The sequence below is a fragment of the Sphingobacterium sp. GW821-FHT03E03 genome (assembly GCF_059420745.1).
The window spans coordinates 1-21,888 of the sequence record NZ_JBWKUH010000008.1; the positions used below are offsets into that span (position 1 = coordinate 1).

General features: G+C 36.4%; 21 protein-coding genes. 10 read left to right on the forward strand and 11 right to left on the reverse strand.

The window, feature by feature from the left end:
- Nucleotides 1–695 (reverse strand): TlpA family protein disulfide reductase (locus AC07UV_RS11350; protein ID WP_495183821.1); only part of this gene is annotated, 695 nt, incomplete at its 3' end.
- Nucleotides 692–1,090 carry a hypothetical protein gene (locus AC07UV_RS11355; RefSeq protein WP_495183822.1) on the reverse strand — a complete coding sequence of 133 codons (399 nt, stop codon included), beginning with the start codon at nt 1,088–1,090 and terminating at the stop codon, nt 692–694. The genes AC07UV_RS11350 and AC07UV_RS11355, both read right to left, overlap by 4 nt.
- A gap of 619 nt (nt 1,091–1,709) precedes the next feature.
- Here AC07UV_RS11355 and AC07UV_RS11360 point away from each other — a divergent pair.
- The 6 genes from AC07UV_RS11360 (at nt 1,710) to AC07UV_RS11385 (ending at nt 5,910) form a co-directional block, all read left to right on the forward strand.
- On the forward strand, nt 1,710–2,156 hold the full coding sequence (locus AC07UV_RS11360) for a hypothetical protein (RefSeq protein ID WP_495183823.1): 447 nt from the start codon (nt 1,710–1,712) through the stop codon (nt 2,154–2,156).
- A 40-nt stretch (nt 2,157–2,196) separates the two neighbouring features.
- Nucleotides 2,197–2,550, forward strand: a complete 354-nt coding sequence (locus AC07UV_RS11365; protein ID WP_495183824.1) for a type II toxin-antitoxin system RelE/ParE family toxin — start codon at nt 2,197–2,199, stop codon at nt 2,548–2,550.
- Nucleotides 2,540–2,830: a helix-turn-helix domain-containing protein gene (locus AC07UV_RS11370; protein ID WP_495183825.1), complete on the forward strand. Its 291-nt coding sequence runs from the start codon at nt 2,540–2,542 to the stop codon at nt 2,828–2,830. The genes AC07UV_RS11365 and AC07UV_RS11370 overlap by 11 nt, the downstream gene beginning before the upstream one ends.
- A 20-nt stretch (nt 2,831–2,850) precedes the next feature.
- The gene (locus AC07UV_RS11375; RefSeq protein WP_495183826.1) at nt 2,851–3,546 is read left to right on the forward strand and encodes a hypothetical protein; all 696 of its coding nucleotides are present in this window, start codon (nt 2,851–2,853) and stop codon (nt 3,544–3,546) included.
- A gap of 267 nt (nt 3,547–3,813) precedes the next feature.
- Nucleotides 3,814–4,566 (forward strand): KilA-N domain-containing protein, encoded by a 753-nt coding sequence (locus AC07UV_RS11380; protein WP_495183827.1) that lies wholly within the window; start codon nt 3,814–3,816, stop codon nt 4,564–4,566.
- A 1,062-nt stretch (nt 4,567–5,628) separates the two neighbouring features.
- On the forward strand, nt 5,629–5,910 hold the full coding sequence (locus tag AC07UV_RS11385) for a hypothetical protein (RefSeq protein WP_495183828.1): 282 nt from the start codon (nt 5,629–5,631) through the stop codon (nt 5,908–5,910).
- Between the two features lie 447 nt (nt 5,911–6,357).
- On the opposite strand, the gene AC07UV_RS11390 is transcribed toward AC07UV_RS11385, so the two are convergent.
- Nucleotides 6,358–8,211 carry a hypothetical protein gene (locus tag AC07UV_RS11390; protein WP_495183829.1) on the reverse strand — a complete coding sequence of 618 codons (1,854 nt, stop codon included), beginning with the start codon at nt 8,209–8,211 and terminating at the stop codon, nt 6,358–6,360.
- 243 nt (nt 8,212–8,454) lie between these two features.
- On the opposite strand from AC07UV_RS11390, the gene AC07UV_RS11395 reads away from it, so the two are divergent.
- A complete protein-coding gene (locus tag AC07UV_RS11395; RefSeq protein WP_495183830.1) occupies nt 8,455–9,654 on the forward strand; it encodes a hypothetical protein in 1,200 nt (399 codons plus the stop codon).
- A gap of 112 nt (nt 9,655–9,766) precedes the next feature.
- On the opposite strand, the gene AC07UV_RS11400 is transcribed toward AC07UV_RS11395, so the two are convergent.
- The 3 genes from AC07UV_RS11400 to AC07UV_RS11410 all read right to left on the reverse strand — a co-directional run bounded on the left by AC07UV_RS11400 (nt 9,767) and on the right by AC07UV_RS11410 (nt 14,643).
- A complete protein-coding gene (locus AC07UV_RS11400) occupies nt 9,767–10,201 on the reverse strand; it encodes a hypothetical protein (protein ID WP_495183831.1) in 435 nt (144 codons plus the stop codon).
- Nucleotides 10,202–10,297: 96 nt separating this feature from the next.
- A complete protein-coding gene (locus AC07UV_RS11405; protein ID WP_495183832.1) occupies nt 10,298–11,758 on the reverse strand; it encodes a beta-helix domain-containing protein in 1,461 nt (486 codons plus the stop codon).
- 83 nt (nt 11,759–11,841) lie between these two features.
- Nucleotides 11,842–14,643, reverse strand: a complete 2,802-nt coding sequence (locus tag AC07UV_RS11410; RefSeq protein ID WP_495183833.1) for a TonB-dependent receptor — start codon at nt 14,641–14,643, stop codon at nt 11,842–11,844.
- 407 nt (nt 14,644–15,050) lie between these two features.
- Between AC07UV_RS11410 and AC07UV_RS11415 the strand changes: the two genes are divergently transcribed.
- From AC07UV_RS11415 to AC07UV_RS11425, 3 genes are all read left to right on the forward strand, one after another.
- Nucleotides 15,051–15,692: an ABC transporter ATP-binding protein gene (locus AC07UV_RS11415; protein ID WP_495183834.1), complete on the forward strand. Its 642-nt coding sequence runs from the start codon at nt 15,051–15,053 to the stop codon at nt 15,690–15,692.
- Between the two features lie 45 nt (nt 15,693–15,737).
- Nucleotides 15,738–17,135, forward strand: coding sequence for an ABC transporter permease (locus tag AC07UV_RS11420; protein ID WP_495183835.1), 1,398 nt, complete (start codon nt 15,738–15,740; stop codon nt 17,133–17,135).
- A gap of 123 nt (nt 17,136–17,258) precedes the next feature.
- Entirely contained in the window at nt 17,259–17,732 is a 474-nt protein-coding gene (locus AC07UV_RS11425) for a hypothetical protein (RefSeq protein ID WP_495183836.1), read from the forward strand.
- A 79-nt stretch (nt 17,733–17,811) separates the two neighbouring features.
- Here the strand turns inward: AC07UV_RS11425 and AC07UV_RS11430 are convergent, their stop codons facing one another.
- The 5 genes from AC07UV_RS11430 to AC07UV_RS11450 form a co-directional block, all read right to left on the reverse strand.
- On the reverse strand, nt 17,812–18,525 hold the full coding sequence (locus AC07UV_RS11430; RefSeq protein WP_495183837.1) for a 16S rRNA (uracil(1498)-N(3))-methyltransferase: 714 nt from the start codon (nt 18,523–18,525) through the stop codon (nt 17,812–17,814).
- A gap of 18 nt (nt 18,526–18,543) precedes the next feature.
- Complete coding sequence (locus AC07UV_RS11435; protein ID WP_282253340.1) at nt 18,544–19,857, reverse strand: hemolysin family protein; 1,314 nt, start codon at nt 19,855–19,857, stop codon at nt 18,544–18,546.
- Between the two features lie 8 nt (nt 19,858–19,865).
- A complete protein-coding gene (locus AC07UV_RS11440) occupies nt 19,866–20,408 on the reverse strand; it encodes an inorganic diphosphatase (protein ID WP_282253339.1) in 543 nt (180 codons plus the stop codon).
- Nucleotides 20,409–20,416: 8 nt separating this feature from the next.
- On the reverse strand, nt 20,417–21,067 hold the full coding sequence (locus AC07UV_RS11445; RefSeq protein ID WP_495183838.1) for a DedA family protein: 651 nt from the start codon (nt 21,065–21,067) through the stop codon (nt 20,417–20,419).
- 140 nt (nt 21,068–21,207) lie between these two features.
- The gene (locus tag AC07UV_RS11450) at nt 21,208–21,624 is read right to left on the reverse strand and encodes an HIT family protein (protein WP_282253337.1); all 417 of its coding nucleotides are present in this window, start codon (nt 21,622–21,624) and stop codon (nt 21,208–21,210) included.
- Between the last annotated feature and the right edge of the window lie 264 nt (nt 21,625–21,888).

Genomic DNA, 21,888 nt, shown 5'->3' on the forward strand with positions numbered 1-21,888 from the left:
CTGGTGGCCCGTTGGAGTTGCCCGCCATGTTTGATCCCTGTGATGCAGCTGCCACACCAGGTGTTCCAAAAATCGAGTACGATCAGCTTTTTGTCCCTAAAATCGTCAAGGGTTATATTCTGTTTTCCATTGACCTGCTTTACCGTATTCAAAGGTAGGTTCCACAGGGCATCTGGGATGCTGTCGCCTATCTGTAATGGTTTAAGGCCCATGGCTCCGCTGTCCTCGCGGGGCGTCTGGGCCGATAAACTAAACATAAAAACTAAAATCGTGCATAGCAGCAATCCCCTACCAACTCCTGACCAACTTCTGCCCTTTTTCAAGTGTTGCACGGGTCTTCCTTTGATCAGCTTCGGGCTGGCTTCGGGAAAATCCGAAGGACGACCCGAGCAAGACCAAAGGCCAGCCCGGAGAAAAGCAGAAGTTGGGGCGAAGTTGGTCAGAAGACTGTATGAAGAAGGTGTGTTTTTTATAGCGCTTTGACTCCAATTCGCAACTGATAAATTGCAGTTTCTATTCAGGTACTTTTGTAGTATCAGCGAAGCACTTTGATTGCAGATTTTTCCTTTGTTAATTTGCTTACGTAGTTGCCCAGTAAATAGTACTATATCTGTGCTTAAGCAGTACTTAACGAGTACTTGAATTATGTGGGATATTGGACACTTTAAAAGGTGCCGTGATTTTAGGATATTCATAATTTATTGGTTAATGTTTTTTTTTGCGAAGCGGTGAAAAAACGATATATTTTTTCACCTATTTTCAGTTCCTCCGCTGTGATTTTGCTATTATCATACGCTGGGATTGCCACTTTTTCCAGGTCCATATTCCTGTAGTGGACCATATGGTAAGCCATATGCATGCGCATCAGTGCTACCATAAAGTCAAACATTTGATCAGCATCAAAAAGTGGTTCTTTATCAAAGGGATTACCGCTATAGACGGTAAACAGCGCTATAAAATATTCATTGCAAGTGCTGATATCATAAGCATTCCAGAAAGCCCCGATGTCTTTTAAAGGATCATAATCTACTTTATGGACTTCATAAAATATCAGGTCAAGAGTTGTCAATTTATTTAAAAATTCTTTCATTCTTAATTTTGTAAAATCGTAAACTGAGGCGCATAGCATTCCCTTGCCGATTGAAATCAGCTATTTTTCAGGCCATCGGCCACAACTAAAATTGATTAAATAAGGTAAGCTAGAGGTGTGTGAATGGAATTTTACAAGGCATCAATATTGGCGAAACACTCTCCATAGCTAGTGAAGTCAGAATAATCTGAATAGTTAGATTAATTATTCAGGATTTCGGATAATGTTTTTGAACAGTTGTTTTCTCATCATTGCTCAGTTTATAATCATAGGCGATTGAACAATGTGATCTATATGAAAGGATGTCCACAAAAAAGAGGTGGATCTTACCTCATTCCCTAAAGAAGGCCCTAGGAAGCCTATAGACGAGAACAAAGAGTAAGCCCACCCCTCCTTCTGCTACAAAGGTAGAGATTGGGCTTTGAACTCTTCATCTTGCGTCTATCGAAAATTTCCTAGGTTTTCTTTAGCAAGATCAAGCTTCAAAAGCCATATAATACTTGAATAACACACTCTGAGGCATTATTCATAATACAAATATAAGCAACATTTCGATTTTTACAAAATTAAGTGTGCATATAATTTTACTAAAAGATAGAAATCAGATGTAAAATGGTATATGGAAAAAATCAATCGATTTTCATTATACGTTTTAAATGCAGCTAAATATTATCGCTTAGTTGCAGGTAAGTCAGCATATCAATTTTCTTTAGATTTGAAGAAGAGCAGAAATTATGTTTCTCAGATTGAAAATGTCAACGAAGAGAACCAATATAACAGTGCTGACTACCCATCAATCGCAGAGGAGGCGGAATGTGAACTAATTGATATAATACCGCCTGATGATTGGGAAGTAAGCAATTCGCATGAAAAAGTGAATAAAGAAGTTGTTTCACTATCTGACGCGGTTTTTGTGGAAAAAGTATTGGAAGGGATAAAGACTTCCACACATGCGGCGAAACTTAAAAATTTAGAAGAGCTATACCAACATCTTTCTCCTAAAAACGATAGTGAAAAGGAAGTTATAAAAAGTGTTTGGGAAGAATACGTTAGAAGAAACGCTTAAAAAACTTGACAAAAAGTAACTTTTAAATTACCTTTGTAAAATGAAAGTAAGAGAAGTTATTGCTTTTAAAAATTATTTTGAAGACTTCCTTTTGGATCAACCCCAAAAGGTACAGGACAAGATTTTTAAAATAATTGAAGCAATAGAAACTCTAGAACGGGTTCCGAGTAATTATTTAAAACATTTAACTGGAACAGATGGATTATATGAGGCTAGAATTCAGCTTGGCTCCAATATATGGCGTGTATTTTGCTTTTTTGATGGTGATAAACTCGTTGTCTTAATGAACGGTTTTCAAAAGAAAATTCAAAAAACTCCGAAAAATCAGATTGAAAAAGCATTAAGTATCATGGCTGAATATTACGAACAAAAAGGTAAAGAAGATGGAAACTAAGAACTGGAAAAATATTAAAGATGATGTTTACGGAAAAGTAGGCACCCAGAGAAGAGATGAATTGGATAGAGATTTTGAATCTTTTAAAATCGGCCTGCTCCTTAGAAAGGCGCGTGAGGAAAGACATATTACTCAATCCGAGCTCGCCGAACTGATTGACAAAAAACGTGAGTATATTTCAAGGGTTGAGAACAATGGGAGCAATATTACCTTAAAAACACTTTTTGACATTGTTGAAAAAGGACTTGGAGGCAAAGTCAAAATATCCATAGAGTTTTAAACTTTTCGACCTCTATTCCATTGATTGAAATTATCAAAAGACCATCTGTCCGTAAAGCCGAGAAACCCGACGTTATCATGTCATGGATGGATTATGTCATTATCTGTCAAGTGGTGGAAAGGTTAAACGAAATCAACATGGGTGATAACGAGCTTTCGTTTCTGCTGGGCAAACCCAACAATTATGTCTTTAGCTTTATTATCAAACCAAGCGACAAGAATCGTTTCCATGAAGATCAACTGGATCTCCTCCCTTTTATCCTAGAATGTCCTTTCTCAAAAATTTTCGTAAATGACACCCAATCCGGGAATATCCAGCTTTACCATACAAAAAATATCGACGAGGATGGATATAAAGGTTTTTCGCATATCGTTTATTCTCCGAACGGAGACGGTACCCGGATCATTTGGAAGAAGAAAAATGCACCAAAAGGCAGTACCCGAAAGACCAATAAAGCTATACTGGCACTTTTGAAGAACTGGGTCGAGCAGGGGTATTTCGAACAAAAACGTGATGCCTTAGAAATCTTCAAGAAAATTAAAGCGCAATGCATGTTTAAATTTTGCATTAGTGATATTGAAAAATGTATGAAAATTCTGTGTGGCAGCCGTCAAGCCCTATTGCAGAAAGACTCCGTTGATGGGGTGTTGAGATATTGGAGTAATGAAAAATTTGTAAAAATGCCTAAAATCTCAGCTGAAACAACAGATTCTTAATTACACAAACCTTAAAAAACTATTTTGAGATTTGGCATGTCTATCCAATTTTGGATCAGAAAACTTCTACCACTATAAAAGAGCGGGGACACGGCGCATTACATTGGCTACCGAATCATTATTTTTTAAATCCCTATTTATGTCGCGATTGAAATTACTATTTTTTTTAGTATATTTATTCCTACAAAAAGTAGTTAGTAAAAAAGCCGATTATTTTTCCGTCTGATTCTCTCAATCTGACGGAAACAATTCATCAAATCTAAAAGTATGACTAAAAGCAGAAATTTACAAGTTAAGAACTCAAATATAGCTGTAATAACTCAAAATGAAATTGATTATATTAATCTAACTGATATGACTGGATCCTTTCGTGAGGGAAGTGGTCTAATTGGTAAATGGATTACTAATAAAAATACATTAGAATACCTGAGTGTTTGGGAGAAGATAAATAACATCGATTTTAATTACCCCGAATTCGGGGTAATTGAACGAGAAGCTGGAACAAATAGATTCATTATGTCTGTGGGCCAATGGATCGACAGAACTAGGGCCATCGGAATGATTGTAAAAGCTGGAAGATACGGAGGTACATTCGCGCACAAAGATATAGCGTTTCATTTTGCAATGTGGCTAAGTCCAGAATTCCAAATTTACTTGGTGAATGAATTTCAACGTCTAAAAGATGACGAAAACAATCGTTTGAAACTAGACTGGGACTTACAAAGAACATTAGCAAAAGTCAATTACCATATCCACACTGATGCAATTAAGGAAAATCTAATTCCTGAAATAATCACCAAACAACAGGCAAGCTTTGTTTATTCAAGTGAAGCCGATCTACTTAATGTTGCTCTGTTTGGAATGACAGCAAAAGAATGGAGAGATAAGAATTCCGACAAGAAAGGTAATATTAGAGATTATGCGATTATAGAGCAATTAGTGGTGCTAAGTAATATGGAAAGTATAAATGCATTACTAATTCACAGGGATTGCCCCAAAATGAAAGACTTATACAATTAAATAAAGTTGCTATGACACAAATGAAGTCGCTCATAGAAAATAAGGTCGTTAAAAAATTGAAATAATTCAGTGGCAAGATTTCAGTTACTAACCGATGTAAAGAATAGCCTCGAAAAACTAAAATTGATAAATAACGAACAAATAACAAATTCAGCTTGGCTTCTCTTTGGCAAGGGTAACATTGGCTATAATATTCATCTAGGTAGGCTCAAGACTCCTACTTTAGTTAATCAAAAGAATAGGCTCTACTAAAGCCGGATTTTGGAAAATACTTGATTAGTACCATGGAAAAATTAAGCCAAACTATCCTACATACAATGATCAGATATTCATGGAATTGAAAAATAAATTGACATCTGGAAACATTAATAGATGATACAATGTATAGATTTATCAGATCTGCTGAAAAATGAATTGACGAAAATAAAGCGATATTGCAATTCCAGAGCCATTTTATATCATCCCTTGCAAAAAGCCCTGTAACTCCTATGTTTGCGATATATAGGTGTAATTCTTTGAGATGGGTGTAAGATACCATTAAATTTGAGCCAATAATTGAAAAATAGTGAGCGTACAATCGTAACTGAGCAGCGTATTCCGCATGCAGTTGAGTAGATATAACCTTACTATTTTTTATCTTTTCGAGTTTGAACAGAATGTAAGGAATATTGCATAACCTTATATCCATATTAACCAGCAGGAGACAAAACGAAGGGAGATTTTCAATTACTAACTCCGCAAAATTATTGGCATGAAAAAAGTAGTTAAACAGATTTTAGGAATTGATATAGTCCAAAAAGAAATTAGTGGTTTGTTTGGGAAGAATGCATGATGACCGGAAGTCGGAATTATATGCTCATAAAACATTTTCTAATACAGCTAAAGGGTTTGAAATACTGCAGAAGTGGATTAAAAAGTTTAGCCAGCCAAGTATTGCTGTTGGGTATATGCGACAGGGATCTACCACGAATCTCTGGCTTACTTTTTAAAAGACCGGGGTGAGCAGGTTTATATCGTACTACCAACAAGATAGGTAATTGTGCACGGAGTCTTACCGTAAAAATGTTAATAGACAAAACCTCCTCCGAAGCTATTGCTCAGTTTGGACTGGAACGCCATCTAGAGCAATTGGAAAAACCATTACCTGTCTATAAAAAGAGGAAGCAACTAACTAGAGAAGGGGATCAAATAATATCAGAACGTACCATAGTGAAGAATAAGCTTCGCGCTGAAAAGGCAGAGGATGAGCCCAATAAAAACATCCTTAATCAGAACCCAAAAAAGGATAGAGCTCCTGGAAAAACAAATCATTTCAGAAATTGCAGAATTAATCAAAAGGAATGAGAAAACCAGGGGAATAGTAAAACTGCTTTGCTCTTTACCCGGCATAGGATTGCTGACATCTGCATGATCTGCAGGGCATCGATCTTGATAAGTTTGCGGATAAGGTGAATTTTGGTGGTCTTTTTCAAAATGACATAGCTTGATTAATTTAAATAAGTTCAAATTAATCAACAAACAGAATCGTGTTGCTACCTTTAATCATTCGGAAAAGGCATCATCAGCTACGGTATCCAAACTGGCCGTCTGAAAATAGAATCTTCTATCAATAACTGCATGTTCAATAATGTCTTTTTTGATACTATTGAAGATGCAATGAGTAACTAAGGTCTGCTGAAAAACCTTACGTATTTTAGCGAACCATAGTTACCTGCTCCATATATCTTAGAAGGTAAAAAGGATAGAAACTTTATTTCATGATTTTTCACTCAAATACGTTCACTCTCTATTCTATCGGACCAAAGGGTAGGCTGTGGGCAAATAAGGACATCCCAGGCTTCTTCCATCGTACTCAGTTAAATAATACTGTAAACGGCCTACTTCTAAAACTTTATAGAAAACACGAGACCGAGATTCATCACTTTTATATTTTGGATCCGTAATGGTATACTGAACTTCAACTCCTATTAAAGGCCATAAAGATTTATTGGCTCTCATAGTGTTCAAGTCTAAGAAGCTATTTGCCGACAAATAGTATCTGTCAATTATCGGAAGGTAATAATTCGAACTATTAGCTTGATTATTAAGCACCCATTTTGTTTGTTTGTCGTCAGTTTTAAGCTTATTCACGCCTGTTATCAATCCTGCTGTCTGCTGCAAAAAGAAAAATGATGACTGCCCTTCACGCACACCAGTTATATAAGCTCTATTGATTAAGGCAATATTGATCGAATCAATTCTCAAATTTCCTTTTGCAATCTCGCTTTCGAATCCTCCAGTAACCTTAATACTCGGGACTTTAAAATCAGCATATGACCAAATAACTTCTCCTTGACATGGTTTAAAACGATGTTCATCTATAATCAATCCAAGATCTGTCGATCCTCCATAGTTTAAGTATGGAGCATTAAAGAGCCCAATTCCATCATTAAAATTACCACTTTTATACAGAGGTACATATCGACTGGAAGAATGGGGTTTATTAGGCGAATAAGTAAATTGCAAACTATATAACGGTACCGATAACGTAGATGTACCTGATGTTTTAACTATTCCAGAATAATGAATACTTGTTTGGGTATTTTTCACAGATGAACGACCTCCAATAAACGTCTTGATAAGACCGATCCCTCCTTTTATTACCGATACCGCGGCAGCTATTGTACCAATCCCAATTGCACTTGATGCAATCTTTTCGTCTTTTATCAGCATATTCCTACTCACATCTAAATTTCCCACCACCTTACCACTAATTCTAGCTGTCGTACTAGGTTTAGAAATATTATTTACTGTAGAAAGTAAACCATCAGCTGCAGAAATATATTCATAACCATTATTTATAAATTTGCCAAAATTAGAAAAACTCGTCGTCGTAGTCCCAACTGAAGACGTAGCTGTCAACGTTGAAAAATCCGTAGATAAATTAATATCCGATTCACTTGCACCTTTTACCTGTAAATGAAATTCTGCAGCTGAATAAATATCATAACCAATATTAAAATCAAAATTAAGCCACTTAGTAGAAACGTCTTTACGAGATACGACAATTTGTCTATTTTGAGAATTAATAGCTATCTCACTAGATTGTTCAGGTGGAGCATACATAAATAATGAGGAATTATATTCCCTATCATCCCCCATAATATCTGTTCTAACAAAACCTAATTCTCCGATATAATAAGTCTTTGCTTGCTCATTTTCAAGATTGACCTTGTAATTATATATAAAGAACCGCAAAATGCCCGAATATTTATTGTAAAGCGCAAAATATGGAACAGGAGCTGCTCTCTCTGGCGTTCCAAAGTCTTTTAAATAAAGAACCCAACCTAAATCCGGTGTAAAATCCTTATCAAAATTAACTGGATTACCCATAGTATTCCATGGCAATTCTTCGTCTACGAAATTAATTGGCTGATTATTAATTGCATTACCATAATAAATACGTATTTTTTGCAAATTCGGATCCCAAAAATTCCAGTTCGGATCCAAATTTGGGTCGTTTGAATTGGTGATAGCTGCCCTTCGGGTCGATGAGTTCTGCGGCTGCATTTTATCGTCTCCCACAAAATCATTGGACATTGTTTCTTTTCTACATCCACTAAAAATTAATAATAATAAAATTAAATAAATATTAATAGGTTTCATAATTTTTCTTTATTTTACACTCTAAATTTAACAATATTAAACTACACTTTATATTAAGTAAATGTTATTAATTTATAATCGTTATATAAACAAAATAAATCATTTATATACCTTGACTCAATACTCTCTCCACAATTATAGGTTATAGTGCATCAAGTCGTAAAACCATTTTCTCAAACCCTTGCAAAAAGCCCATACATTTATTAAATTTACATTACATTAATATTATCAAATTGTTAATAATTGAACATCAAAGGATACTATATTGCGTTTTTAACCATCTTATGCTGGTTAACCTACAGTCTACAACTTGTTAGGGCGCAACGTCATGATTTCGATTTCTATGACGGAAAGGTCTCAATTGATGTATCCCCCTCGTTCAATATTCCCTTCGATGATAGTTTAACTGGAGCTCGCGTCCAAGAGTTCTACCAAGCCGCTGATCAGGCTGAATATCGAGATTTGGTTAATAGTTTGTTGGAATACAAAGATAAACAACATCTCAACGACTGGGTATACTATCAACTTGTGCGCCGTACAGCACAACAAATAGCCCCAAAAGCGGAGAACTATGCGCGTTACACACTATACAAATGGTTTCTGATGTGCAAATCCGGATACGATGCGCGTTTGGCGGTAGGAAATAATCAGATTGTCTTTTTTATTCAGAACAATGAGGATATTTCTGATATTCCTTTTTTTGAAGTTGATGGTAAGAAATATACATGCCTAAATTTCCATGATTATGGAAAACTATTTCAACGGGCAGACACCTATATACCTGTAAAGATTAAAGTGCCGGAAGCAACCAACGATTTCAGCTATAAAATCACAAAGCTACCCGATTTTGTACCTACAAACTACATTGAAAAACAAATTGCATTCAATTATGGCCATAAAGCTTATCATTTTAACGTTAAGCTGAACAATGATATCAGTGATCTTTTTAAAAACTATCCGGGAGTAGATTTCGAGACCTATTTTAATATTCCATTGAGTAAGGAAACCTACCAATCATTGGTTCCTGCGCTTAAAGAAAATCTAAAAGGGAAGAAAGAAAAAGAAGGCGTAGATTATTTAATGCGGTTTACACGTTATGCTTTTCTATACGAAAATGATGAAGAGAATTTTGGGACAGAAAAACGACTATCTCCGGAACAGACATTATTAAATAAATATAGCGATTGTGATGATCGAGCAGCATTATTCTTTTACCTAGTCAAAGAGATTTACAATCTCCCAATGATCACACTCTTGTACCCCACACATATCACCATGGCCGTTCAATTTGAACAGCCTATTGGTGACGCGATTTTATATAATGGAAAATACTATTCCGTATGTGAGCCGACTCCGCAAGCGCAAAGTTTGGCTATAGGTCAATTATCTGATGAGCTTAAAAAACAATCATACCAGATTGTTTACCATTATGAGCCGAGGTAAAATACTGTTCCGAAAGCTGCCAGCAAATTAAATTGTAGCAGAAACCAATAACATTAGGTTTTTCAATTTTCATTTAAGGCTTGTAAAACAAACTACTAAGAATTCTTAGCTATTAAAGTTTATCAATAAAACTCAATAGATCTGTATATTTATCGTCTGTACGGTAAGCAGCAATAGTAACCGTGTTCTCCCTACCTTCATATTTTATTGTGATCACATAATCCGTTCCATCGACACAACGGGCACATTCCTGAATTTTCGCATCCATTAAATTATACTTATCAATATAAGTGGACAACTGTTTTAATGTGGCCTCACTCGTTTTGTAAACTTTATCTCTTTTAGCTTCCGGAACAAGATTTTTCGGATACCTAATTTCAGTTTTATTTTTATCAATGACGACATTTACAACATCACCCCATCCAGAAATTCCCTTTATATCTATTTTAAGTCCATCAGGTTCAGTCTCTGATTTATCATCAGACTTTTTGCACCCAAGAAACAGGAAAATACTTAACACAAATAAATAGATTGTTTTTTTCATCATTTGAAATTTATATTAATTGGCTATATAACGAAATATTCGTAAAAAATGCTACAAAAGAAATCCCGCCATAGGCAGGATTTCTTTTATTATCTAACTTTAATTTTGTGTTACTCTTCCTGGAGTTGTATAGTTTAAAGTTTGTGGGTCGAAATGAGCCCAACCAATTGTCCAATCTTCAGTTCCGAACGCACCTCTATAAGCCACTTTGTCAAAGAAATTTCCGGAAACTTTAGCATGTGTAAAATTTGATCCTGTTGCCGCGGCTGATCCTGTTGCTAATGTAAAATTAGGATTAGCTGCTGTAGAAGAAAAGTCCTTACCAAAATTAAAAGGGGCTGTAAATAAATTACTGGCGTATAATTTACTCTCAAATGTATTATTTGCCTTAATCAAGGCCTCTACTTGACTTGCAATACTTGTTGCTGCTGTTGTTTTGATACCTACTGGTGTTCCATAAAATAAGTTATTCGCAAACAAAGCATTACCATTCACAACATTCTTAGAAGTCGATTCAGCAGTTGTAACCTTCGTATCATCAACATAAATTCCAATTGGAAATCCAGAGATTACAGAATTTACCACACTAATAGAAGAGTTTCTACGAATTTGAATTCCATGTTGAAAATTTGCATTTGGAGAAAACCCATCTTTTGTAATTGGCCCTACAATTGAGACATTTGAAAATACAGCCGAAGTTTTTGGCGCTTGATCTGTACCGCTACCATTATTATCTGATTCAAAGCCATTAGATTGCGAAACATCGGCGGCGGCATTGGCCCGCTGAGCTACTGCAAATTGAACATTTCCTGCGTATCCAAAGTCTGTATCAAAATCATCATCCCAAGTTCCTATTGCTAATAAATGTTTCGCATTGACCGTACCCCCAAACCATTCGAAAGCATCATCACCAGAACGATATACTTGTATATAGTCTAACGTTGTACCATTACCCACTCCACCTAATGTTAAACCATTAATTTCATTATCCGGCGAAAAGGGTATTCCTCCAAATTCAATACGGACATATTTTAAAGTTCCGGAATTATCGGTAGCATCGGTACCGCCATAATAAATATAATTCTTTTCGTCTTTACCTGATGGGGCAGTCAATCCTCCCTCAATCTTAACATCGTTACCCTGATTAACAGGAGCTTTACCAAGTATAATAATACCACCCCAATCACCATGCGAGCGAGCACCTGCAGCCAAACCTGATGTAAATACAATTGGTTTATCAACTGTTCCAGCAGCATTTATTTTTGCCCCACGTGTAATAGTCAGTGTTCCTTTAGTTGCTTTATCACCTTTAACAATTGTACCCGGTTGAATCGTCAATATTGCACCATTGGATACATAAACAAATCCTTTTAATACGTAAATCTTATCCGAAGTCCAAGTAGTATTTGTTGTAATCTCGCCGGAGATCTCTACAACATTTTCATTGCCTGGATTTGTAGGGGTTTCCGTTCCATCACCATTATCCGTAATCGTTGTTTCTTTACATGCTCCTGCAAGTAGCAATGCAGATAAGGATAAGAATAAAAATCTTTTTTTCATTTTGTAAGTTTTAATATGCTGAGACAAATAAATTCAATTGTTTTAACTTGGAGATTAAATCCTTATTAAGTTTATGTTATATCTTAAAAAGTGTAATTAAATGATAATGAGTAATTTGAACCAGGTTTATATTTGAAACTAGTTTCATTTGGCAGATTTAATTCTTTGTTATCATAATACACGTTAATTGCATTATTTAAAATATCACCTGCATTAAGCTTAAATTCACCCTTTCCTTTCATTACTTTATAGCCTACTTGAAAATCCAACACATTTCTAGGCGCTTCCCAAGTACTCGCGAAACGCATACCACTTGCTTGAGTAATACGTTTACCTATTCTATTATAAAGAATGTTAATATTCAATTTATTATCGATAGCACTATGCTGCAAACCTGCGTTAATTACATAAGGAGATTGTCCCACCATAGGTCTTGTCTTATCAATATAATCCAAATCAGTAGGATTTTTCACCTTAGAATGTACCAAAGAAACATTCAGGTAAGCAATTGTATTTTTTAAGAATTCCTGTTCGTCAATAAAACTCAAATTTTTACGAGCTTCCACCTCAATACCGTATAAATCAGCTTTAGGTGCATTGAAATAACTAATGTCTGGCGTGGAATTGATATCATAACGGAATGGTTCAATTGCATTAGTAAAACCTTTATAAAAAGCTGACACCGATAGAATTTCACCAGCTGAAGGGTAATATTCGAAACGTAAATCTGCATTATTAATGGAACTTCGTTTCAATTTCTCATTTCCAATAATCATTCCCATATTCTCAAAATCGTAGAAAGAGAATGGTGCCAATTCCCTAAATTCAGGTCGTGCTAAAGTACGGTAATATGAAGCTCTAATATTTGTTTTCGGCGTTAGACTATAAGTCATATTAACTGACGGTAAGAAATCAAGTTTGCTATCATCTACACTTTTTTCAATTTTACCAGATAATATCCGAAGAGCATCAACTTGCACATTATAATTTTCAACTCTTAACCCATAAACAATCCTAAATTTATCTGCAAATTTTTGATCCATCATTAGATAGCCAAAGGTCGATAGTGATTTAGCATCATAGATGTCACCGTCTCCTTTTACTTCACCAAATTTATATACGTTCTGATCAATAAGTGAGGGTGAAAAAATCTGATCTGGAGCAAGCTGTAATATGCGTGTTTGTTCGTCACCGCTAACAGCTAAAGTATTTAATTCAAAGCCTACAAATCGAGCATCAAAATTACGTTTCCTAAATTGCGTTCCAGCCCCTGCTTTAAAAGTGCTTGGGGCGTTCAAAAAATTTAGAGGTGTAGAGTAACTAGCTTCTCCAGAAAAAATATTCTCATTCAGGTCAGCAAATAGTCTTGAATTTGCTTTGCCAACAGTGGTCAAATTTGCTAGATACGGAACAGATGGATCATTTGCATAATCCTCATGTTTTTGATAATTTATTTTAGTTTGATTAGGTTGACTATTTCCAATATTACTCCAAGAAGCTGTCCATTTGATTTTATCATTTTTATCGCTTAACACGTGCTCTCCATCTAATGTTGATTTGAATAGAGATTTTTGCATTAAATCAAATGCATAAAACTTATTGATGGAAGATGAACTTCCATCTGTTCCAAATCGTTCTGTATACGTATTATCATAAGTTCGATTATACAAATTTTTCCAAGTTATCTTACTTTTTCCGAATGAATATCCAAAATTAGCAAGAGCTCCTAAATTTGTGGAGAATTTGTATTGTTGATCGCGGTAGTCATATGTAAACCAATTACGTTCAATATTTGGTAAAATATTTTGCGAATTACGATAATTGATAGAAAAGAGCGCACCGAAACGGCTATTGTCTTCATATTGTTTAACCTTTCCTAACGAAAACTGATACGTTTGAGAAGGTAGTGCACTTTTGGTTTGGACAGCGTAATCATTTGGCAAAGATTTAAGTGCCAATCGCTGCCATTTTTGAGAAAGACCAGCATCAACATCTGGACGAGAAGGAAAGTTTTTCGCGAGCTGGTTTGAACCATCGTCAAACCCCAAATAGTTTTGAAAATTCTTTTTAGTTTGCAAAAAATCTTTAAATGTTGAGGCAGAATTATAACCATACCCCAAACCAATAGAAACAAAATCTTTATCTGGTATATCTTTCGTTGTTATTTGTACCGCACCACCGGCAAAATCAGCAGGAAGATCGGGTGTTGCAGTTTTTGAAATCGTGATTTTATCAATCAATGCGGAAGGTACAATGTCGAAAGAAAAAGCTCGACGGTTAGCCTCCGTACTTGGTAACACTGAGCCATCCATCATCGCTACATTATATCGGTCACTAAGGCCCCGTACAATTACAAATTTATTATCTTGGATAGTTGTTCCACTTACGCGACGTAGAGCCTCAGAGGTATTTTTGTCCGGTGACCTTCTGATTTGTTCACTTGAAATACCATCAGAAATTAACGCACTATTTTTTTGCTGTGCATATAATGCGCCAATGGATTCCTTCTTAAAAGAACCCGTAACCACAACCTGATCCAAAACCTTACCTTCTGAATTATCAAGGACAATATCCAAATTGGTCATGTCATCCGCTTTGATCTCAACTTCAGTAATTTGTTTTGTAGCGTAACCTATATAAGCGTACTCCACAGTATACTTACCAGCTGGCAAGGCCGGAATACTATATTTACCAGAAACATCTGAGCTTCCGCCTCTAGAAGTTCCAATAACACGAATAGTCACCCCCGTAATCGTTTCTCCAGTCTTACTATTTGTAATAGTCCCCATTAACTTCCCACTGCTCTGTGCATAAACTGTTGTTGACGCAGCTACGACGAACGTAATGGCAGCAGCGATTCTTTTAAGTTGTAATTGTGGTTCCAATTTATTTTGTTTTTTTGTTTCTGCAAAGCTATTGGCAGAATATTATATTAACATTAACAACGAATTACCATTACGTAAACCACTTGTTAATTTAATGTTACCTTGCAAATTCTAGCGTAAAATTTTAGATAAAATCCTGCCTGAAGAAGCATTTGAGCAATTATTCCATTATTTCGATGAGATCATATTAATGAAGTGTAATAAAATCATTAAGTCGAAAAGTTATTAACATATAAAGGCGAGTTTTAGGTTTTAGTACATTTACTTATGCATATCATTGTAATTCGATAAGACTAGATATTCGTTCATCCTATTGATTAGAAGCAAGAATGATCTTATTATTGCAATAATATTGCATATGCAAAGCAATTTCTCTAAGTTTGAATATATTTTCAATTTTTGAGCATATGAGCAATCCGATCGTATCTACTGAGCAGCTAACATTCCGATATACCAATGCAAAAAGCATCGAATTTCCTGACATCCATATCGAGAAAGGACAACATACGCTACTATTAGGTGATTCAGGTACAGGAAAAACAACCTTACTGAATATGTTAGGTGGCCTATCCCGACCTAATACGGGGCATGTTAAAATTAATGGTCAAGATCTTGCCCTATTATCCAACAGCAAACTAGACAAGTTCAGATCGCAATATATTGGGTTTATCTTCCAGGAGGCTCACCTTCTCAAAAATTTAACTTTGCTAGAAAATATCAAATTAGCACAGTCGCTGGCTGGAAAAAAAGTCAATGTAGATGAGATTCATCAGGTATTGAAACAATTGCAGTTGGATCACAAAACCGCGGCCTATCCAAATGAACTGAGCCGTGGTCAATTGCAACGTGCCGCGATTGCACGTAGTGTCATTAATAAACCGGCCCTACTCATCGCTGATGAACCAACAGCAGCTTTAGATGATAATAATACAAATCGTGTACTGGAGCTTCTTTTGGGCATTGCAGATACCGCTGGCTCAACGTTGTTGATCACAACACACGATAAACGGATCAAGGATCAGTTTTCAAAAATGTATCTCTTAAAATAATTGCTTACAGCCCATATCTCTCACCTTTTTTATTCAACATTTGCTATGAACACGATACAGTTGGTTTGGAAAAATTTAAGTAGACAGTTTGGTTCTGTCTTTTTGAGTATCTTACTGACAGCTTTTGGAATTTCCATACTGGCTGTGCTCTCCATTACAGGTGAAACATTTGAAAAGCAACTCGACAACAACAGTAAGAATATCGACCTTGTCATCGGAGCCAAAGGTAGTCCACTTCAATTGATCTTGTCCAGCGTATATCATATCGACAATCCAACAGGAAATATCCCCTTAGATGAACTCGAACCGCTCCGCCAGAATCCGCTTGTCCAATTGGCGGTTCCGTTATCCCTAGGCGATAATTTTAAAGGACATCGTATAGTGGGTACCGATTCTTCCTTTCTAACAATTTACGATACTAAAATAAACGAAGGGCGCATTTGGCAAAAAAACTTTGAGGTTATTATTGGTGAGCAGGTCGCAAAAAAACACCACTTTAAACTAGGTGACCAAATCAACAGCTCTCATGGACTAAGCAAAGATGGTCATAGCCATGACGAACATCCTTTTACGATCGTCGGTATTCTAAAGCAAAATAACAACGTAACGGACAACTTGATTTTAACCAATCTCGAGAGTGTCTGGGATGTGCATGGCATCGCACATGCGCATGAAGACCATGAAACCCCAGCCCAGAAAGAACAACGTGAGCGCGAAGAAGATAGAGAAGAGACCGTCAAAGCACATCAACATCACCACGGCGAAGACCTTACGGAAAATTCTTCGGCTCCGACAGCAACAGTAGAAAAAGAACATCACGACCATGCTGATCACGATCATGAGCATGAAGAGGAAGGCGTATTTGTCAAATCTATTGGGGCCGATATGGTGCAACAAAACGGATTGGAAATAACCGCTATCTTAGTAAAATATCAGTCACCTGCCGCTATTGGTATACTACCCAAAATGATCGATCAACAAACAGATATGCAGGCTGCTTCTCCAGCAATGGAAAGTACACGTCTGTTTTCACTCCTAGGTGTAGGAATAGACTCATTAGCCATCCTTGCCTATGTCATTATGTTCATTGCAGGGCTGAGCGTGTTTATTAATCTCTATAATGCACTGAAACAACGTAAATATGATCTTGCTATTATGCGTACACTCGGTGCCTCTAAAGGGAAATTATTCAACATTGTCCTGCTCGAAGGTTTGACCATAACAATTGTCGGTGGACTGATAGGTTTACTATTGGCACATTTGGCACTATATTATATCAGCAACCAAACAAGCCAAAGTGCGGATTTTATCGAAGCTTTTAAGCTACATCCAAAAGAATTGGTATTTTTGTTAGTCGCTTGTCTCATTGGCGTTCTAGCCGCTTTGATTCCTGCTATCAAGGCCTATAAGACAAGTATATCAGGAACTTTATCAAATAAATAGGTTAAAAATAGAATAAATGGGCAATTGGGGTAAAAGCGTAAGAATAACATATACGAGGTAAATCTCAGATTTGCATCACCAAAATCTCAATACTCAATACGATATATACTCAACACTAAAATAATGAAACAAATTATTACAGCATTTGCATTTATATGCTTCTTTATACAAGCACAGGCACAGATCGGTAATAATACCGATGTACCTGATCATACGCCCATGATGAACAAAACATGGGATGCTATTGATAAAATGGCTTACAAAGTAACCTATAACGGAGCAAAAAAGGTCTATACTCCCTTTTATCCAAAGGAGCTCAAAGCGCTTGAAAACAAGGTGGTCGAATTACCGGGTTATATGGTCCCGCTACATAGTGGACGTAATCACAAAAACTTTATGATGTCTGTCCTACCTGTTATGCAATGTCAATTTTGTGGCTCAAACGGGATCCCGCCTATGGTAGAAGTAACCTTAAAGGGTGGGGCAATTAAATTTTCTGAAGATCCTATCAAACTAAAAGGAAAGATGATTTTTACAAAGGATCCTCTTAAAGGAAACTCCGAAATCCAGATCATAGATGCTGAGCTCGCAAAATAATAGAAATAGCATTTAATCAATGTTGGATCTCATCTATCCGAAATAGATTAGATTCACATTGATCTTTTATCGTACAGATTTATCTATTGATTAGTGAGGTTTCGAGGCAAGCTGCCAAAGCCGCTGTTTCTGTGCGCAAACGTGCGTCTCCGAGCGATACAGGTAGAAAGCCAGATGCTAAGGCTAAATCAATTTCCTCTGCTGAAAAATCTCCTTCTGGGCCTATCAAAATAATATAGTGCTGTCCAGGTTCAAATATTTGGTTCAAATACTTCTTATCGGAATCGACACAGTGTGCAATTGCCTTTTGGGTACCATCCTTTGGAATATCCTTTATAAACTGTTTAAAAGATACAGCGGGATTCAATTGAGGTAAATACGCTTTTAAAGACTGTTTCATGGCTGATACAATGACTTTATTCAAGCGGTCCAACTTTACTTCCTTGCGTTCTGAATGTTCACAGATAATAGGTGTAATCTCTTGAATCCCTACCTCGGTAGCTTTCTCCAAAAACCACTCGATACGATCTATATTCTTGGTCGGTCCAACAGCAATATGCAAATGATAGTTTGGCTGTTGGTAGTTCTCTTTGACACTTAAAATGCGAAGTACAGTACGTTTCGGATGTGGATCTATAATCTCAGCTTCGTACAGGCCGCCCCGACCATCAATTAAAAATAAACGATCCCCCGTATTCATACGAAGCACACGAACCGCATGCTTGCTTTCTTCCTCAGAGAGGATAAAATTTTCTAAAGAAGGACTTAATTCCGGTGTAAAAAATAACTGCATGTACTGTTCATTGTGGTCTTATTCCGCTACATCGTCATCAGCAGACTCAACCAATTCCAGTTTGACAAATTCAATATTCTGTTGGGCTTTGCGGATAATTGTAAATACATAACCATATTCTTTCTTCCGCTCACCTACCTCAGGAATTTTATCAAAGATTTCACTTACCAATCCTGCCATTGTATCGTAATCCTGGCTTGCTGGTAATTCAATGGGAAGAAACTCATTCACATCATGAATGCTAGCTCCCGCATCTACCATATACTCTGTTTCAGAGATACGTTCGACAACTGGTGTTTCCTCATCATACTCATCTTGGATTTCACCTACCAACTCCTCCACAATATCCTCCAAGGTAGCCATCCCTGCTGTACCTCCAAATTCATCGAGTACAATAGCCAATTGAAGGCGTCGTTGCTGAAACTCGGCCATCAGATCATTGATTTTTTTGGTTTCAGGAATAAAGTATGGTTTACGCATGATATTTCTCATCACCACTTCTTTGCCTTTTGCCAAAAGTGGAAGGATGTCCTTGGTATGTACAATACCAACAATTTGATCAATGTTATCTTCGTAGATTGGAAGACGTGAATACCCCTCCTCCGTCATGGTTTCAATCAATTCTGAAGCGTCTGCTGTTATTTCGACCGCGACAATTTTTGTCCTTGGTACCATAATATTCTTGACGATACGTTCGTTAAAATCGAAGACGTTTTTGATCAATTCATGTTCAGAAATATCCAATGCTCCGGATTCTTTTCCTTTATCCAAAAGATATTGTAATTCCTCAGAAGAGTGGGCGGATTCACCTTTCGTTACTTCAAAGCCTAAAATTTTAAGCAGAAAATTAGCAAAACCATTTAGGATCCAAATAAAAGGTCTAAAGATAAAGTAGAAAAATTGCAGGGGAACCGCAATCTTCATCGTTGTTGCAACAGGTTTTTGAATGGCAATTGACTTGGGAGCTAGCTCACCAAAGACAATATGTAGTACGGTAATGATCGCAAATGCCAACACATGTCCTGCCTTGGTCGCTATCGTACCGGTCAATTCAACACCAAAGAAACCTAATGCCCCCTGCACAATCTGGGTCATTACAGCTTCTCCTACCCAACCTAGGGCCAGGGAAGAAAGTGTAATACCCAATTGTGTAGCGGCCAAATAACCATCCAAATGCTCCGTTATACTTTTGGCAATTGTAGCAACTTTACTGCCTGTTTTCGCCTGAACTTCAATTTGGGAGATTCGGACTTTGACAATAGCAAACTCAGCGGCAACGAAAAAACCGTTGGCCAGTACTAAAAACAATGTCACAAAAATATCGAGCGCCATGCTTGGGGTTATTTGTTAACAAATTCTGTTTTGTACAACTCAATAGCCTCTATCAAGATTCTTTGTGCTTCTTCACGTCCTTTCACCCCTTCTACTATGACCTGTTTCTTTTCTAAAGCTTTGTAGCTTTCAAAGAATTGTACAATTTCCTTCATCGTGTGTGGCGGCAATTGATCAATGTCTTTAATGTAATTGAATACAGGATCATTTTTGGCAACAGCTATGATTTTATCATCTTGCTCACCACCATCAACCATATTCATTACACCAATAACTTGCGCTTCCACCAATGTTAAAGGTAAGATATCAACCGAACAGATCACCAAAATATCCAAAGGATCTTTGTCGTCGCAATAAGTTTGTGGAATAAAACCATAATTGGCTGGATAGACAACAGATGAACTCATTACTCTATCCAAAAGCAACAAACCTGTTTCTTTGTCTAATTCATACTTTCCTTTGGATCCGTTTGTAATCTCAATGATAGCGTTTACGGCATTTGGCACATTCTCACCTGGAGAAACCATGTGCCAAGGGTTTTGTTTACTCATTTTTTATTTTACTGTATATTTTGTTTGTTTCTTTTGTCTTTTATTCGCTTTTTAAGCAAAGTAATTGCAATAGGCAAAAATGCGACCACGATCATCCCAACGACAACATATTCAACATAATGGATAATCCATGGGAACTCCATCCCCAAGAAATAACCGGAAAGAGTCAATACCAAGACCCATATTAAAGCTCCACTGACGTTATATAAAACGAATTTTTTAAAATCTAATTTTACAACACCCGCAAAGATAGGAGCAAAAGTACGAACTATTGGGACAAATCTACCTATAATTAATGCGGTTCCTCCATATTTATGGTAAAATTCTTCCGCCATCACCACATATTTCCGCTTAAAGATGATACTATCCTTTCGCTTAAATAACATGGGACCGGCTCGATAACCAAACCAATAACCTGTAAAATTACCTAATATTCCTGCCCCCAACAAGCCCAAACAAAGCGTGTAAATACTCACGTCAATCTTTTTGAGTGCACAAAACAATCCTGCTAAAAATAACAAGTAATCGCCGGGTAGAAAAAAACCAAAAAACAGACCTGTTTCGGCAAATACGATTAAAATAACTAAATAAAAACCACCTGAACTTAAGAGCTCTTCGGGATTCATTAGTTGTTGAAATGACAACAAAAGTTCATGCATAACTTTCAGTAAAAATCAATGTTGTTTTCTTCATTTTAGAATCCAAATCTACTTTTATCCCTGTATAATTTTAAAACAACAGAGTACAAATATAGTATTCTTCTAAAAAACGAAAGTAAATCAAGTGTAATATAATCTTGTTATTGATTTTGTGCAGTTATGCTGATAATGGACTCCCGTATTGTTTCAGCAATCTGATGAAGCTCATCTTCATCTAGACTTAACTTAGGCCCAGCAAAATTTAGGTCACTTATTTTATTGATCGGAACAAGATGGATATGTGCATGCGCAACTTCCAATCCCACAACAGCCACGCCAACTTTAACACATGGAATTACTTTTTTTATCCCCTGCGCAACGATTTTTGCAAATACCCAAAGTGCCATGTACTCATCATCTTCAATATCGAAAATATAATCTGTTTCTTTCTTAGGTATCACCAAAACATGACCTTTCGCCAAAGGACTGATATCCAAAAAAGCAAGAAAATCATTACTCTCCGCAACTTTGTAAGCTGGAATCTCACCAGCAACGATTTTTGAAAAAATTGTTGACATATTATTCTATATTGGAATAAATTCTTTTGTAAATAAAGTATAGAGATATTAGTATTGGGTATTGAGACTTCGGGTTGTAGCAGCCATCGGCTTGCATAAGGAAAGTCTAATGTCTAATATTTCCTATCTAAATACATTTGATAAAAACGACCATAAGTAACATTAAATATGACGTTCACAACAAATATAAACAAAAAAGGTCGCGATTGCTAGAACCCGACCTTCTTAATATAAAGTTAATTTGTGGATGTGCGGTTATGGCGT

Bases quoted from the DNA above. Each gene is read 5' to 3' on its own strand.
- AC07UV_RS11355 (WP_495183822.1), bottom strand. From the start codon at position 1,090: ATGAAAGAATTTTTAAATAAATTGACAACTCTTGACCTGATATTTTAT.
- AC07UV_RS11360 (WP_495183823.1), top strand. From the start codon at position 1,710: ATGGAAAAAATCAATCGATTTTCATTATACGTTTTAAATGCAGCTAAA.
- AC07UV_RS11365 (WP_495183824.1), top strand. From the start codon at position 2,197: ATGAAAGTAAGAGAAGTTATTGCTTTTAAAAATTATTTTGAAGACTTC.
- AC07UV_RS11370 (WP_495183825.1), top strand. From the start codon at position 2,540: ATGGAAACTAAGAACTGGAAAAATATTAAAGATGATGTTTACGGAAAA.
- AC07UV_RS11380 (WP_495183827.1), top strand. From the start codon at position 3,814: ATGACTAAAAGCAGAAATTTACAAGTTAAGAACTCAAATATAGCTGTA.
- AC07UV_RS11385 (WP_495183828.1), top strand. From the start codon at position 5,629: ATGTTAATAGACAAAACCTCCTCCGAAGCTATTGCTCAGTTTGGACTG.
- AC07UV_RS11390 (WP_495183829.1), bottom strand. From the start codon at position 8,211: ATGAAACCTATTAATATTTATTTAATTTTATTATTATTAATTTTTAGT.
- AC07UV_RS11400 (WP_495183831.1), bottom strand. From the start codon at position 10,201: ATGATGAAAAAAACAATCTATTTATTTGTGTTAAGTATTTTCCTGTTT.
- AC07UV_RS11405 (WP_495183832.1), bottom strand. From the start codon at position 11,758: ATGAAAAAAAGATTTTTATTCTTATCCTTATCTGCATTGCTACTTGCA.
- AC07UV_RS11415 (WP_495183834.1), top strand. From the start codon at position 15,051: ATGAGCAATCCGATCGTATCTACTGAGCAGCTAACATTCCGATATACC.
- AC07UV_RS11420 (WP_495183835.1), top strand. From the start codon at position 15,738: ATGAACACGATACAGTTGGTTTGGAAAAATTTAAGTAGACAGTTTGGT.
- AC07UV_RS11425 (WP_495183836.1), top strand. From the start codon at position 17,259: ATGAAACAAATTATTACAGCATTTGCATTTATATGCTTCTTTATACAA.
- AC07UV_RS11430 (WP_495183837.1), bottom strand. From the start codon at position 18,525: ATGCAGTTATTTTTTACACCGGAATTAAGTCCTTCTTTAGAAAATTTT.
- AC07UV_RS11435 (WP_282253340.1), bottom strand. From the start codon at position 19,857: ATGGCGCTCGATATTTTTGTGACATTGTTTTTAGTACTGGCCAACGGT.
- AC07UV_RS11440 (WP_282253339.1), bottom strand. From the start codon at position 20,408: ATGAGTAAACAAAACCCTTGGCACATGGTTTCTCCAGGTGAGAATGTG.
- AC07UV_RS11445 (WP_495183838.1), bottom strand. From the start codon at position 21,067: ATGCATGAACTTTTGTTGTCATTTCAACAACTAATGAATCCCGAAGAG.
- AC07UV_RS11450 (WP_282253337.1), bottom strand. From the start codon at position 21,624: ATGTCAACAATTTTTTCAAAAATCGTTGCTGGTGAGATTCCAGCTTAC.